This window comes from Shewanella sp. 10B (assembly GCF_023475885.1).
GTDB classification, from domain to species: Bacteria; Pseudomonadota; Gammaproteobacteria; order Enterobacterales; family Shewanellaceae; genus Shewanella; species Shewanella mangrovisoli.
Genome location: NZ_JAMDJO010000001.1, coordinates 1,290,826 through 1,304,181, shown reverse-complemented (window position 1 = coordinate 1,304,181; position 13,356 = coordinate 1,290,826). Strand labels below are relative to the sequence as shown.

The window sequence follows — 13,356 nt, the reverse complement described above, 5'->3', positions numbered from 1 at the left end:
TGTGAAGACTGCTTTAGTGCTAGATCACGGTTAAATATATACAAATGAAATGGCTCATCGCGCCCGCCAATACAAATAAATGCCAAATCGCGTGATTGTATGGGATGCGTTTACCGACATAGAAGACCACCCCTAAGGTGTAAAACAATCCGCCCAATAGCAGAAGCTTAAATCCTAGCGGTGACATCGCCGCCGTCAAATCGCCCATCACAGTCACACACAGCCAACCCATCACTAAATAGAGCACTAGGCTCATTTTTTTAAAGCGATGAATAAACAAGGTCTTAAATAAAATCCCACCAATTGCCAAGGACCAAATCGCCGTAAGGATAATGGTTGAAAGCTGTCCTTGCAGGCTGATTAACATCAGGGGTGTATAAGTGCCTGCAATTAAGCAGTAGATGGCACAGTGATCGGCAATCTTGAGTTTATGTTTCCAGCCTACATGCGTTACGCTGTGATACAGGGTAGAACTTAAAAACAACAGGATAAGGCTTGCGCCATAAATAATAACACCTGTGAGCTGAATATTTGTGAGGTGGTCGGCGCCCTTGAGGATCATAAACACTAAGCCGACCAGACCCGCGATCACCCCTAGGCCATGGCTGATGCTATTGGCTATCTCCTCACTAAGGCTATAGCCACTGATATTCAATGGTTTTTCATGACTCATTTGCGGCTCTATCAAACTCTGGCTTGGCATGCTGTTGATCCACTCGATGGCGATAATGACTGAGTCTATCAGTTGATAAATTGGAAAGCCATAATTAGCTTACACGTGTAAGCTAATTTGTTTTAAGGGTAACATCCTCAACTGGGACTGAGGCGAGCTCTTATCTAGTTGTACAACATTATGGTGCCTGTTTACGACTGATTAATGTCAACGCCTTGGAACTTTGTGCGTTGCACTTTCTCTAATCTCCCGTAGATGTCATGGATTTGTTAAGTACTTTGTCCATTAAGTACTAAGGGATGGATTTTGCCTGTTCGTTCGAATATTACCCCAGAAGATGATCTTAGTTTTGATGCGTACGGCCGCGTGACAAACGACGAGACCGCACCATTTTCCGTTATGCCTTTTTGTGCAACGTCTTTCAGCGCTACAGCCCAAGGCGCGACAGATTTGAACGCTAAGCCTTTTAACGCTCATGCAGAACCTTTGGGGAGCGATATAAGCCTTAATTTACATGAGGCTAACCGAAAAGACATCGATAGCATATTCCAAACATCTTCAAAAATAAGAGGGCGAGAGTGGTCGCAGTATTTCAATCTTAAGCCATTGTTTTGGGTCATCTTTGGCCATGGCTTACTGCTGTTGTTATTAATTTTTTTATGGCGAACCCAGTCGGAACACTTAGGGCTGTCGTTTACCGAATCTTCAGCCAACACACGGACTACAACCAAGGCGTTAAAGGCGTATTTTATTTATGCGCCGCCAACGCAAACCGCTCCAGCGGATCCGCCTCAAGATTACTCCGTTGAAGAACCTACCGTTTCTAGTGAGCCGATCACTTCGCCGCCTAACACTACGCAGCTGACAGTGGATGTTGAACCAGCCGCAAAAGTGATACCAAAACCCACGGAAAAGTTGGCGCCAAAAACTACAGAGCAGATTGCAAAACCTCTTGAAGTCAGCGCCCAAGCGTCGAATAGAGCAGTTTCAAAGACTCCAACACAGGGTCAAGCCCAGCAGAGTGCAAAAGAAGCTATTAAGCCTCAAAAGGCAGAAGTCCAATCAAGCTCGGCTCAAGCGGCAAGTACTCAACTGTCAGATACTGGTGAGCAAAGCAGCGGTGCGGCTGGCAGTGTCGGTTTATTTACCCAGCGTTATTTTGAACGTCAGCGTGAGCAAGCCTTAGATGATTTAGTGCTCGAGCAGGCAAATCATTACTCTAAACAGTCGACTATGTCTGAAATAAGCCCCGAGATGGAGGTGTTGATTGTGCCCAATGCCGATGATTTTAGCGGCCCCACCAGTTTAGATTTAGAACTGGATCCTAATCGAATTGTCCGTAAAGGGGATACCTGCTATCGAGTCGTTAAAGTCGGTACCCAAATTAATCCCTATGCTGAGAATTTAGGTTTCCCCTTCAATTGCAGTGGCAAGAAAATGAATCAAGAAATTGACGATGCCATTAAGGCGCAACTGGATAAAATGATGGTAAAGCGGCCAAAAGGCTAAAAAATAATGATGATAAATTTTCACTCAAAATGACATTTATTGTGAATTATAAAGTTTTTTAAAATTAAATTTGTTTTTATACAATAGGTTATTTGTTCTTAATTTTTGATTGGTAATTTGATTTTTACCTTGAAATTACGCTTGTTTGTTCGCGGCGCTTCTGCCTATACTTTTGCCCATCTTGTCGGAGTGCCTCTTGGCTGAGACCGTTTATTCGGGATCCGTTGAACCTGATCAGGTTAAAACCTGCGAAGGAAACAAGCATAATAACATCCATTAAATCGTCTCAGCGGCAACCTTTTCGCCCTGCATCAACCCATCGATTTAGTCGTTATTGAGTCCGCAAATCCACTTAGGGTTTGCAAGGCTCAGCTTCAACACTCAAGTCTCCAGACAAGCAACCCCATTTTTATTTGTTAAAGTGAGATTGCTTATGTCCAGTTTAGAATTGTCCTCAGAATCGATTGCCGTGAACACCCAAGGGCAAACGAGCCGCCGTGCGGCGCGCGCCCAGGCGCAAGCCTTTATCGATACTCTTAAACCATTACAACATCCTAATTCGCAAAAGCTGTATTTGCAGGGAAGCCGTGAGGATCTCCGTGTAGGGATGCGGCAAATTCTGCAAACCGATACGCGGATTGGCGGCACAACAACTGCGCCCATAGTCGAGAAAAATCCTCCCATTCCGGTGTACGACTGCGCAGGACCTTATTCCGATCCAGCTGCGCAAATTAACGTGCGCCAAGGCTTAGCCAAGCTCAGATTACCTTGGATTATCGAGCGCCAAGATACCGAAGTGCTCGATTGTGCGACATCAGATTTTACCCAGCAACGCCTGAAGGATGATGGGCTCGATCATCTACGATTTGAAGCCGGCTCAAGTGCAATTGTTCGTCCTCGCCGTGCCTTACCGGGTAAACGCGTGAGCCAATTACACTATGCCCGCCAAGGGATTATTACCCCTGAAATGGAGTATGTGGCGATTCGGGAAAATATGGCGCTCGCCGAGGTGCAAGATGAAATCTTAAACCGCCGCGGCCAAGGTGAATCCTTTGGTGCCGTAATCGGTAAATCGATTACCCCAGAGTTTGTCCGCGATGAAATTGCCCGTGGTCGCGCCATTATTCCTTTAAATATCAATCACCCTGAAGCCGAGCCCATGATTATTGGCCGTAACTTTTTGGTGAAAGTGAATGCCAATATCGGCAACTCGGCGGTTACGTCCTCCATCGAGGAGGAAGTCGAAAAATTAGTCTGGTCAACCCGTTGGGGGGCGGACACTGTGATGGACTTGTCCACGGGGCGGTATATCCATGAAACCCGCGAATGGATTATCCGTAACTCGCCAGTGCCGATTGGCACAGTGCCGATTTATCAAGCGCTGGAAAAAGTAAATGGTGTGGCCGAGCACCTGACCTGGGAAGTATTTCGCGATACCTTGATTGAGCAAGCGGAGCAGGGCGTCGATTACTTTACCATCCATGCGGGCGTGTTATTGCGCTATGTGCCCATGACTGCCAAACGGGTGACTGGGATTGTGTCCCGCGGCGGCTCGATTATGGCCAAATGGTGCTTGAGCCATCATCAAGAAAACTTCCTCTATACCCATTTCCGTGAGATTTGTGAGCTGTGTGTTGCCTACGATGTGTCGCTGTCATTAGGCGATGGTATGCGTCCTGGCTCCATTGCCGATGCCAATGATGAGGCGCAGTTTGCCGAGCTTGAGACCTTAGGCGAGCTGGTCAAAATCGCCTGGGAATTCGATGTGCAGACCATTATCGAAGGGCCTGGGCATATCCCGATGCAGCTTATCAAGGAGAATATGGATAAGCAGCTTATCCACTGCGCCGAGGCGCCATTTTATACCTTAGGTCCACAAATTACCGATATTGCACCCGGTTACGATCATTTCACCTCTGGGATAGGCGCGGCGATGATCGCATGGTATGGCTGCGCCATGCTCTGCTATGTGACGCCAAAAGAACACTTAGGTTTACCTAATAAGCAGGACGTCAAACAAGGGCTGATTGCCTACAAGATTGCCGCACATGCGGCCGATATTGCTAAAGGCCACCCAGGCGCGCAGATCCGCGACAATGCGTTATCTAAGGCGCGCTTTGAATTCCGTTGGGAAGACCAATATAACTTGGGACTCGACCCTGATACCGCGCGTGCCTACCACGATGAATCCCTGCCACAGGAGTCGGCCAAGGTTGCGCATTTTTGCTCTATGTGTGGCCCTAAGTTCTGCTCGATGAAGATCACCCAAGATGTGCGCGACTATGCGGCAAGTTTAGCGGCGGGTACGTTGTCAGTGGCTTCGTCAAGCCAGAATGTTGAGAGCGCTGAAGGGCTTGCATTGATTAACTCTGCTCCACAAGGGCAAGCTAGCAAAGAAGCAATCCAGCAGATCACTGTCAAAACCCAAGATGAATTAGCGGCGGCCATGGCGCAAAAATCGGCCGAGTTTGCGGCCTCTTGCGCCAAACTGTATCTGCCGCTGGGCGATGCTAATGCAGCCAATACAGCTAATACTGCCAATGAATCGGCCAAGCATCAGGACGGGAGTGAGCTCCAACCCACAGCACAGGTTGCGGAGGTTTGATAATGACCCCTGCTAAACATGTTAGCCACTTAGCGCCTCAACCTATCGTCTGGACCATTGCGGGGTCGGACAGCGGTGGCGGCGCGGGGATCCAAGCGGACTTAGCCACCATCAAGGATTTGGGCGGCCATGGATGCAGCGTGATCACCACCTTAACGGCCCAAAGTTCGGTGGCGGTGGATTTAGTTGAGCCTGTGAGTGAGGCAATGCTACTCACACAGCTCTCGACCCTGTTAGTCGATCTACCGCCTCAGGCGATTAAAATTGGCTTACTCGCGAATCAGCAGCAACTGCACTTAGTTGCCGATTGGTTGACTGGTTTTAAAACCCAGTTTCCACTCGTCCCCGTTATTCTTGACCCTGTAATGGTCGCAAGCTGTGGGGATGAACTTGGGGATAAGAGCACGGCGAGCCAGCCACTGGATTTTACGCCCTTTAAGGGCTTGATTAGCCTGATAACGCCGAATGTGCAGGAGTTGGCAAGGCTTACTGTCGCCACAGACAAACAAGTGTCACCAATACACACAAAAGCCGCGTTCGCCGCAGCGGCAATGCAACTCTCTGAGCAATTAGACTGCAGCGTATTAGCCAAGGGCGGCGATATTGACTTTGCGGCTCAGGCAAGTGTAGGCATTAATACAAGGGATAGCTTAAGCGACCAACAAAGCGATATCACAACTCATCGCAGTGCCAAAGATAATCAGCGTATGGCGGAAGATCTGCTGATTTGTCATCAGGTTACTGGCTGCTCACCGCTTGACGCTAATGGTGGTTTTTGGCTCAGCAGCGCGCGGATAAATACGCGCCATAACCACGGCAGTGGTTGTACTCTGTCTTCAGCCATCGCCTCGGTGTTAGCCTTTGGCTTTGTATTGCAGGATGCGGTGGTGGTAGCAAAAGCCTATGTTAATCAAGGCTTAAGTTGTGCCAAGGGGATTGGCCAAGGTCCTGGGCCACTCGCGCGTACCGCTTGGCCGCACAGCTTAACGGCGTATCCTTACGTCACTTCTTACCCTAAAAATAGCTTGAGTGAATCCAGTGATTTGCAATGCGGCGCGTTTAAGCGCCTTGATCCTGACTTAGGGATTTATCCCGTTGTCGATAACTTACAGTTACTCGAACAATTATTAGCAGCGGGGGTGAAGACGGTACAGCTCAGGATAAAGTCGTGTGCGCTAACGACAGAGACGCTTGAGGCACAAATCCAAACTGCGATTGCCTTAGGTAAACACTATGATGCGCAGCTTTTTATCAATGATCATTGGCAGTTAGCGATAAAGCATGGCGCATTTGGGGTCCATCTTGGCCAAGAAGATCTGGCGGTGGCGGATCTTAACGCCATTCATACCGCGGGATTGGCGCTTGGCATCTCGAGCCACGGTTATTTCGAGTTGCTGCGTGCCCATCAATATGCGCCATCTTACATCGCCCTTGGGCATATCTTCCCTACGACCACCAAGCAAATGCCATCGGCGCCGCAGGGATTATTCAAACTCTCTCATTATGTCGAGCTGTTAAATGCACACTACCCCTTAGTGGCAATTGGTGGCATAGGGCCTTCGAATCTTGCCCAAGCCAAAGCGACTGGGGTGAGCAATATTGCCGTGGTGCGGGCGATTAGCGAGGCGAATGATCCAGTAATGGCCTTTGCCGAATTGACGCGAGCCTGGGAGTCACGCCTATGAGCATGACGCAGGCGCAATCCCTTGCCGATAAAGACTTTATTCGTTATTCGCGGCAAATATTTTTACCCGAGGTCGGCGAGGCTGGCCAGTTGCAGCTTAAACAGGCTCATGTGCTTATCGTAGGCCTCGGAGGCCTTGGGCAATTGGCGGCGCAGTATTTAGCCTGCGCCGGTGTAGGACGCTTAACGCTTGTCGACAGCGATAGGGTGGAATTATCCAATCTGCCAAGGCAATTACTCTTTAGTGACGACGATATTGGTCATCACAAAGCCTTAATTGCTAAACAGAAATTGGCTGTGTTGGCGCAAGATTGTGAGATTGATGCCGTTGCTGAGCATCTGACTATTGAGTCTGCGAACGCGGTATTTTCGAATCTGTTAGCCCATGGCAAAGAAGCTAGGTTAGTACTTGATTGTACAGATAATCTTGCGGCGCGCCATTGTATCAATCGGCTGTGTATTGAGCATGCCTTACCTCTGGTGAGCGCATCAATTGCCGCTTTCAACGGCCAATTGTTTGCCGTTGATCAGCAGCGTTTCCCTCAGGGAGGCTGTTATCACTGTATTTTCCCCTCAGATACTCGCGCGCCACAAAACTGTAGCAGCCAAGGTGTACTTGGCCCCAGTGTCGGCGTAATGGCATCGATGCAGGCGCTGCTAGCAATGCAATTGTTGCTCCTAGCCACGCCGTCAACCTCTGCAACAAAGCAAACAGCCAATCAGACTTTCGAAGAGGCAAGCCAACCAATAGCCTCCACGAGAGCGCTACTTGGAAGATTTTGGCGCTTCGATGCCAAGTTGCTGCAATGGCATTCGGCCGCATTAACCCGTGATCCCGAGTGCGAAGTGTGCGGATTAAAACCGAGTTCATTAAAGCCGAATTTATTAAAGTCGAGTGAATTAATGCCATGCGAACCAAGCAAGAGCGAAGAAAGGGCTAATGCTAACACCCACCATTCAACTACAGCCGTTTCATTCAAATCTGTCCCTAATCGAGGTTTGTTATGATTTTAATTCATCTCAATAATGTGCCCCAGATACTTCAACAACCGCTGAGTTTACAAGCCCTGTTAGAAGCACAGAATATTTGCCAACACTCGGTTGCCTTAGTGCTTAACGAGGCCGTTGTACCCAAACATAGATGGTCATCTATCCTTTGTCATCATGAGGATAAGATAGATGTATTTGCCGTTGTCGCCGGAGGTTAAGATGTTAACGATTGCGGGTGTGGAATTTGAGTCACGATTATTTACGGGCACGGGTAAGTTCAGCTCAAGTCAGCTGATGCTGGAGTCAATTAAGGCGTCTAAATCGCAATTGGTGACAGTTGCGATGAAAAGAATTGATTTAAAAACAGGGGCTGATGATTTGCTATCGCCACTAAGGCAAGCGGGCGTGCGACTCTTGCCTAATACCTCGGGTGCGCGTAATGCTAAGGAAGCGATATTTGCCGCCGAATTAGCGCGGGAAATGTTGGGAACACAATGGGTTAAACTTGAAATTCATCCCGATCCTAAATACCTAATGCCCGATGCGGTCGAGACATTAGCCGCGGCCAAAACCCTGTGTGAACGCGGGTTTATTGTGATGCCCTACGTGCATGCCGATCCTGTGCTGTGCCGACGCTTAGAAGAGGTTGGCTGCGCCGCCGTAATGCCATTGGCAAGCCCAATTGGGACGAATCAGGGGCTGGTGACTGAGCCTTTTATCAAGATGATTATTGAGCAGGCAAAAGTGCCCGTGGTGATTGATGCGGGAATTGGCACGCCCTCCCATGCGGCCCACGCGATGGAGCTGGGAGCCGATGCCGTGCTGGTTAATACCGCCATCGCGAGCAGTGCTTCTCCCATTGAAATGGCGCAGTGCTTTAAGGACGCGGTGGATTGTGGGCGCCGCGCCTTTGAAGCGGGGCTTGGCCGAGTGCAAACCCAGGCTGTACATACCAGTCCACTAACGGGGTTCTTGTAGCAATGAGTTTTGTCGACCAATTTGCCCGTATTGAACGGGATAAGTTATTGCTGGCGTTATATTCCTGCACGGCAGTGGAGGTTGAGCGCGCCCTGATGCAACCCGAGGGCAATCTACAGAGTTTACTTGCCTTGTTGTCTCCAGCGGCCGAGCCCTATATCGAAGAGATGGCGCAGCGCTCGGCGGCGCTCACTCGGCAACGCTTTGGGGCCAATATCGGACTCTATCTGCCCTTATACCTGTCGAACCTGTGTGCCAATGAGTGCGACTATTGCGGCTTTAGCATGAGCAATAAGCTAAAGCGCAAAGTGCTCAATGAGCAGGAAATTGCGGCTGAAATGGCGATTATCAAATCCCGTGGTTTTGACTCCATCTTGCTGGTGTCGGGAGAGCATGACACCAAAGTGGGGATGGATTACTTTAAGCGCGTGTTACCCATTGTAAAACAGCAGTTTAGTTATATGGCCATGGAGGTTCAGCCGCTTGAAGAGGTTGATTATCGTCAGCTTGTCGAGCTAGGGCTGGATGCTGTGATGGTGTATCAAGAAACCTATCAAGCGGCGACCTATGCCAAGCATCATACCCGAGGCAATAAACAGGACTTTGCATATCGGCTCGCAACGCCCGACCGCGTTGCTAGTGCGGGTGTCGATAAGATAGGCCTAGGTGTGCTACTAGGTTTAGATGACTGGCGGCTCGATGCTTTACTGATGGGCCATCATCTGGACTATTTAGAACGGAATTACTGGCGTACTCGTTTTAGTATTTCGTTACCACGTTTGCGGCCTTGTACCGGCGGTATAACACCAAAAGTGCATTTAACCGATCTTGGACTGGTGCAGATGATCTGTGCCTTCAGGCTTTTTAATCAGCAACTTGATATCAGTTTATCGACACGCGAGGCGCCATCGCTTCGGGACAATTTACTGCCGCTTGGGATAACACAGATGAGTGCGGGGAGCTCGACACAGCCAGGCGGTTATCAGGCGCCAGAGAGCCAATTAGATCAGTTTGAGATAAGCGATGAACGTACTGTTGAGCAGGTCATGACTCAGATGCGACTCAGGGGATTTAATCCGGTTTTCAAGGATTGGGAATCGGCTTGGATTGCGCGTTAATAGGGGACTAAAAGTGATTTTAAAATGCCTTTATGGCGGGGGATAAACCTGTACTTTGCCTGAGGTTTGATTAATAATTAACCCAGTTATCACCAGATGCAGGAAAACTCTATGCAAATCCAATCTGCTTATGCTTCCGGTCTGCAAGGCTTGCAAACGGCCCAATCAGGGTTAACGCAGGCAACGATTGATGTGGCTAAACCTAGCCCTTCGCAAAGTGCTGCGCCCACAGAAACCGCTAAAGCGGTAGATGAACCCGATAAAACCTCAGCATTACTGTCGGCAAATGAATCATTGCGACAAGGAGAGGCATCGACTGAGGTGCTTGAACGTGAATCTGAAGCAATAGGTTCGATAATCAACATCAAGGTATAGTTATGTCGGTTATGGCGCTGTCATCACAAATTGGCGCGCCATCCACTTCGTTTTTAGGTGCAGATAAGTCTATTGAACCGTCAAAAGGGGGAAAACCTCAAAGCGGACAGACTTATCAAGGAGGAAATGGTCAGGCGGTCGCAACGCTCTCCGCTTCAACCGTTAACCTGAATACACCAAAATTCGAAGCGAGTGGGGCACTTGCACCATCATTAAGCAGTCTTGGGGCTGCGATGAACCAAGCTGTGCCCATGAGTAGGACAACGCCCGCGTTATTGACGGACGTTAAACCTGCTAGTGCTCCGATTTCATCTCATGTTGATATAGCTCCTGTTCAGAAGGCTTTCACCGCACTCGGTGGAAACGCCACGGCGCAGCTGAATTCAAAACAGTTACATTCGAATAAGCCGCCTTCACAAGCACTACAATCCAATCAGCCACATTCGGCTCCGTTAGATACAAGCCTACTAGCATCAAGCAGTAGTAGTTTCAGCTTACTTACCGGCCCCCGCTCCATTGGCGGAATGAGGGAGGGACAAATTGCTACCGTAGACACTCAGCCATCAGTGTCAACCTTAACTGCATCTGATGTCGGTTTTAGCACTACAAGTGATGCCATTACGCCTTTTGCTCCTCCGGCTCCAAGTCTTGCGGCCACAATTGCCACACCTGACGGCAGTGTTGTTTCTGCGAGCCTGGGGTTAGCCAATATTTTTTCTACATCTACGCCAGTCGGTACGAATATTGGCCCAACAGAGTCAAATGGCATATTGCCAAATGCCTCAAGTGCTGTAGTTACTCCTTTTACGACTGAATTCGTAGGCGTCGATGCGATTGGCAAAGCGTCAGATTCCAGCGCTTCAGCTTCTTTTAATCCAAACGCGCTTCAAGAGAGCAATCAATCAAGCGGTGTAAGTGAGCAGTTAAGCCGTGTTTTTAATGAACCCTCGGGGGAAAGTGGCCAAGTAGGTGCTGGAATAACCCCAAATGCTCAAACGCAACAGCAGCAGACTCAAACGGAACAAATTCAGGCTCAAAATGCGCGAGATGAACAAGCCAAGCAGGCAAGGACACAGGCGGTGCAGGAGCAGGAGCAAAAGCAGCAAGCGTTAGCCGAGGTTTTTGCCAAAGCTGACCAAAGTAAGCAAGCTCAGCAGGCACAGGACGAGCAAACTCGTCAGCAAGATTTAGCGAAGGAGCAAGTTAAACAGGCTCAGGAAAAGGCTATTGAGCAGCAAAAAGCCCAAGTTGACGCATTAAAATCCCGAGACACAGAAGTCAAAGCTCATGAGCATGCCCATGCGAGTGTGGGCGGTCAATATGCTCAAAGCCCCAGTTTCAAGTATGAAAAAGGTGCCGATGGTCAGCGTTATGCGACTGACGGTGAGGTGCAAATCGATGTGTCGATAGTACCTGGCGATCCGCTGGCGACCATCAATAAGATGAAGCAAGTCTATGCGGCGGCGATGGCACCCGTTGATCCCTCTTCGGCCGATATTCGTGTTGCCGCAGAAGCGCTACAGAAAATGAATGAGGCCAAGGCTAAACTTGCTGAGGAACGTCAGCAGCAGATTGTTGATCAACCGACAACAGAAACGCTGATTGGCGCAGAGGCACAGATTGACGGTTTACCACCGCTTAAGGAGCGGCAAATTCAAGTCACGGGCAAGATTGATGCTAATGGCAATATCACTGCGCCCCAAGATGAACCATCGGCACCTGTGACAGAAGTGATTGATAAGATTAAGCAAGCCATTGCGGCTCAGGTGGCATCAAGCAATACCTCAGATACTGCAAGTAACACTGAAGTTGATACGACAGAGACCATTGAGCCGCCAACGGCGACCTTAGCGATTGGCGCTGTATCAAATAAGGATGAAGCGGCAGAGGTTGCTACGCAGCGGCTCGCGTCTTCCCGTGACAATAGGGGTACATCTAGCAACACAACAAGCGGCAGTAATGCGGTGCGCTTCTATGGCTCGGTCGCCGTGGCAACGTTGGCGAGCAGGGGAAGTACTGAAGTTAATCAATCGGGTTCGGATGATGTCTCACTTGATCGAATAGATGATTCGGCACTAACCACTCATTCGCGTAGCGATGAGGGGAATAGCATTATTTCCAATGGATTAGCGATTGAGTCTTCAAGCCGCCAAAATACGCGCGGCCTGTTCAACCCTCAAACCTTAGCACTGCACCGTCCGCGCTTCTTAGATGTGAATGTCTAGCCTCTTATTCTCGATATATCCTCAAATCTTAACTAACTAACTAGCGTTTGGCCATAAAGACTAATCACTTAAGCCTGCTTTGTTTGGCAAGTTCAGTCGCCATTAAAGATAAACCCATAGTGATTCCCTGCTAGCCAAGAGTTGGTTTTGGCGCAGACGGTGGAAGAAGGTGAGCGTCGTTACTCGCTTGTACTCACACCATGATGTTTGAGGAGATAAGAGGCCAGCAGTTTTGAGGCGGGGCCCTGTTGGTCACGATTTGGGATCACAAGGCTTAACATAATCCGTCGCTTCTGGCTGCCTTGGAGATGTAAACGTACCAGTTTGCCTGCGGCTAATTCTTCTTGAATTAGGAAAGATGGGATCCAACAGAAACCAATGCCCTGATGTAAAATGACTTTCGCCTCATGGAAGTTCGATACTGTCCAGCGCTGCTCGGCCTTTAACCAACCAATATCCACATTGGGTTGCAGGCCCGTGTCTTTGATCACCAGTTGCAGGTGCTGCGCCAGTAGCTTGTCATCGTCTAAGGTACCCATTTCAGCCAAGGGGTGGCTCGGGTGGCAAACCAGATGCAGCTCCTGCTCACACAGGGGCTCGGATAAATAGCCCTTCGGTGGAATTCCGGCGCAAATGGCAATATCGACCTTATTTTGAAGGATTAATTCTTGAGTGCCTGTGATGACTGAGTCCAACATTATGATCCGAGTGCCGCGGCTGTGGGGCAAAAAGTCACTTAACGCGCACACTAGACTTTCCATCGGATAGACGATTTCGCGGGCAATGGTGAGTGTGGGCTCCCAACCTTGCTCGAGGTTACTGGCAAGTTGTTCTAACTCATTGACCGCTTGAGTCACATGGCGCGAACGACGCAATAATACTTCGCCCTGTGGTGTGAGGTAAGCTTTGCGGCCTCGAACTTCGAGTAGCTCTATGCCGAGCTGGTGTTGCAACTTTGCCACCGCATGATTGAGTGAGGATTGGCTCTTGTTGAGCTTCTCCGCCGCCTGCGCGTAGCCGCCATAATCGACGACAGCCTGTAAAATACGCCATTGCTCAAGGGTAGATTTCGCGCGAGTCATGGTTGTCCTCATGTCGAAAACGACAGGTTTCTAAAAAAGCGATAGATTGAGGCTTATAGTGGCGAGCTATGATCGTTTTTTCAATACTATTATCGTGTTAATTGAAAAAGAGGTTAT

At 49.2% G+C, this 13,356-nt stretch carries 11 protein-coding genes and 1 riboswitch; of the genes, 9 read left to right on the top strand and 2 right to left on the bottom strand.

Annotated elements, in window-relative coordinates; all coding sequences use genetic code 11:
* Positions 1-19: 19 nt before the first annotated feature.
* A complete protein-coding gene (gene trhA, locus M0415_RS05545) occupies positions 20-703 on the bottom strand; it encodes a PAQR family membrane homeostasis protein TrhA (protein ID WP_249555109.1) in 684 nt (227 codons plus the stop codon).
* Positions 704-979: 276 nt separating this feature from the next.
* Between trhA and M0415_RS05540 the strand changes: the two genes are divergently transcribed.
* The 9 genes from M0415_RS05540 (at position 980) to M0415_RS05500 (ending at position 12,157) form a co-directional block, all read left to right on the top strand.
* Positions 980-2,182 (top strand): hypothetical protein, encoded by a 1,203-nt coding sequence (locus M0415_RS05540; protein WP_249555111.1) that lies wholly within the window; start codon positions 980-982, stop codon positions 2,180-2,182.
* A gap of 175 nt (positions 2,183-2,357) precedes the next feature.
* A riboswitch (TPP riboswitch) is annotated at positions 2,358-2,456 on the top strand.
* Positions 2,457-2,615: 159 nt separating this feature from the next.
* Positions 2,616-4,787, top strand: a complete 2,172-nt coding sequence (thiC, locus tag M0415_RS05535; RefSeq protein WP_249555113.1) for a phosphomethylpyrimidine synthase ThiC — start codon at positions 2,616-2,618, stop codon at positions 4,785-4,787.
* Between the two features lie 2 nt (positions 4,788-4,789).
* The gene (gene thiE, locus M0415_RS05530; RefSeq protein ID WP_249555115.1) at positions 4,790-6,472 is read left to right on the top strand and encodes a thiamine phosphate synthase; all 1,683 of its coding nucleotides are present in this window, start codon (positions 4,790-4,792) and stop codon (positions 6,470-6,472) included.
* Positions 6,469-7,479 carry a HesA/MoeB/ThiF family protein gene (locus tag M0415_RS05525; protein WP_249555117.1) on the top strand — a complete coding sequence of 337 codons (1,011 nt, stop codon included), beginning with the start codon at positions 6,469-6,471 and terminating at the stop codon, positions 7,477-7,479. The genes thiE and M0415_RS05525 overlap by 4 nt, the downstream gene beginning before the upstream one ends.
* Positions 7,476-7,679, top strand: coding sequence for a sulfur carrier protein ThiS (thiS, locus tag M0415_RS05520; RefSeq protein ID WP_011716937.1), 204 nt, complete (start codon positions 7,476-7,478; stop codon positions 7,677-7,679). The genes M0415_RS05525 and thiS overlap by 4 nt, the downstream gene beginning before the upstream one ends.
* 1 nt (position 7,680) lies before the next feature.
* Positions 7,681-8,439, top strand: coding sequence for a thiazole synthase (locus M0415_RS05515; protein WP_011716938.1), 759 nt, complete (start codon positions 7,681-7,683; stop codon positions 8,437-8,439).
* Between the two features lie 2 nt (positions 8,440-8,441).
* The gene (gene thiH, locus M0415_RS05510) at positions 8,442-9,557 is read left to right on the top strand and encodes a 2-iminoacetate synthase ThiH (protein WP_249555121.1); all 1,116 of its coding nucleotides are present in this window, start codon (positions 8,442-8,444) and stop codon (positions 9,555-9,557) included.
* Between the two features lie 111 nt (positions 9,558-9,668).
* Entirely contained in the window at positions 9,669-9,932 is a 264-nt protein-coding gene (locus M0415_RS05505; RefSeq protein ID WP_011716940.1) for a hypothetical protein, read from the top strand.
* A 2-nt stretch (positions 9,933-9,934) separates the two neighbouring features.
* Positions 9,935-12,157, top strand: a complete 2,223-nt coding sequence (locus M0415_RS05500) for a putative metalloprotease CJM1_0395 family protein (protein WP_502957118.1) — start codon at positions 9,935-9,937, stop codon at positions 12,155-12,157.
* A gap of 179 nt (positions 12,158-12,336) precedes the next feature.
* On the opposite strand, the gene M0415_RS05495 is transcribed toward M0415_RS05500, so the two are convergent.
* Positions 12,337-13,239: a LysR family transcriptional regulator gene (locus M0415_RS05495; RefSeq protein ID WP_249555125.1), complete on the bottom strand. Its 903-nt coding sequence runs from the start codon at positions 13,237-13,239 to the stop codon at positions 12,337-12,339.
* Positions 13,240-13,356 lie beyond the last annotated feature (117 nt).

Bases quoted from the DNA above. Each gene is read 5' to 3' on its own strand.
- trhA (WP_249555109.1), bottom strand. From the start codon at position 703: ATGCCAAGCCAGAGTTTGATAGAGCCGCAAATGAGTCATGAAAAACCA.
- thiC (WP_249555113.1), top strand. From the start codon at position 2,616: ATGTCCAGTTTAGAATTGTCCTCAGAATCGATTGCCGTGAACACCCAA.
- thiE (WP_249555115.1), top strand. From the start codon at position 4,790: ATGACCCCTGCTAAACATGTTAGCCACTTAGCGCCTCAACCTATCGTC.
- M0415_RS05525 (WP_249555117.1), top strand. From the start codon at position 6,469: ATGAGCATGACGCAGGCGCAATCCCTTGCCGATAAAGACTTTATTCGT.
- thiS (WP_011716937.1), top strand. From the start codon at position 7,476: ATGATTTTAATTCATCTCAATAATGTGCCCCAGATACTTCAACAACCG.
- M0415_RS05515 (WP_011716938.1), top strand. From the start codon at position 7,681: ATGTTAACGATTGCGGGTGTGGAATTTGAGTCACGATTATTTACGGGC.
- thiH (WP_249555121.1), top strand. From the start codon at position 8,442: ATGAGTTTTGTCGACCAATTTGCCCGTATTGAACGGGATAAGTTATTG.
- M0415_RS05505 (WP_011716940.1), top strand. From the start codon at position 9,669: ATGCAAATCCAATCTGCTTATGCTTCCGGTCTGCAAGGCTTGCAAACG.
- M0415_RS05500 (WP_502957118.1), top strand. From the start codon at position 9,935: ATGTCGGTTATGGCGCTGTCATCACAAATTGGCGCGCCATCCACTTCG.
- M0415_RS05495 (WP_249555125.1), bottom strand. From the start codon at position 13,239: ATGACTCGCGCGAAATCTACCCTTGAGCAATGGCGTATTTTACAGGCT.